This window comes from Endozoicomonas sp. SESOKO4, assembly GCF_024606275.1.
In genome coordinates, this window is sequence record NZ_JAHHPS010000371.1 from 1 (window position 1) to 1302 (window position 1302).

The following is a 1302-nucleotide window of genomic DNA, read 5'->3' on the forward strand; positions in this document are numbered from 1 at the left end:
AATGAAAAAAGAGAACAGGTTTATTATTCTAATATTGTTTTTACTGCTATCCTCTTATTCAAACTCAGATGTTTTGCACTTCGAGTGGAAGTTAGAACACCACAGTTACCTACTACTGAGAGGTACAGTTGAAACATCCTGCCAAACCAGTCATAGCAGCGCTTTAACAGGGTTCAATGATCACTCATCGGAATTAGATGGTTCCACTCAACTTTCCACTGTTTGTTCAGGGCATGATTTTGCGATCTATGACGTAGCCTCTTCCACTCATTTAGTTTTTGATCAAAATAACCCCGGTTATGTTGTTCCAAAACTTTTTCGTACTTTATTAGGGAATGGCATTGAGTCTATTCAACATCGCTTGCATACTCAATACATTCTGAGAGGTCAGACGTCAACGACAGCAGGCAATATTGCTGAACTTTTATGTTGTATTTTCTGTAATCCTTTTTGTATGGGATTCAAGATGTACTTAAGAAATATTTCACATGGATCTGAAAATGAGTTGGCCAGAATTAGAGCGCTGGAAGCAGCAATGCCAAACCACTTGCCAGAACATGTCACTATCCATAAGCGCTCTTTATCTCATAAGGCCATGAGCAGTGACAACCAAATTATTTTAAACTCAAGCACAGAAATTGTAGACGGCAATAGTCATATATTTGACCTTTTCCTGAATACGCCTGAAACACACCAGTGGATAGCAGAGCATCTAAACCCAACGACCAACATTAAACTAGAGCTGATAATACCTGAGTTATTCGATATGGCCTTACCTGCAGAAATTCTTGTACAAGAGCAAAACGACACAAATAATAGAGAAAGCCTTCAACCATCGCATTTTGTATCATTTAATTTAGATAACGGAGTCAGAGTACAATACCACATTTATCAAGTGTCCACCCATAATATTCAGGTATTAGCGATTTTGGTCAGCACTCATGGTTATACCCTGACACTGTCGGTTGATGATTATAATGTCGAAGCTAACCAACCTCCTCCACATTATGCGGAATTACCAGAAAATTATCATTGTAACGGAGCATGTAATTGTGCTGCCTCAAGAATCATCTCTGATGAGCATTGAGCATTTAATGACAGACATAGTGCCATTTCCAGTTCTACGCACTCCGATGAATCATTCAAATAGTTATTAGAAACCTCAAAAAATTGTTATATGAACTTTTTTGGCTATTCTTAACCGCCAATATCAAAAAATTAACATTAGCCACGAATAGGTAATTGACAATGAAAAAAGAGAACAGGTTTATTATTCTAATATTGTTTTTACTGCTATCCTCT

At 37.3% G+C, this 1302-nt stretch carries 1 protein-coding gene; it reads left to right on the forward strand.

Annotated elements, in window-relative coordinates; all coding sequences use genetic code 11:
- Positions 1-1087: hypothetical protein (locus KDK16_RS07255; protein WP_257275364.1), on the forward strand; the 1087-nt coding region annotated here is incomplete at its 5' end.
- Between the last annotated feature and the right edge of the window lie 215 nt (positions 1088-1302).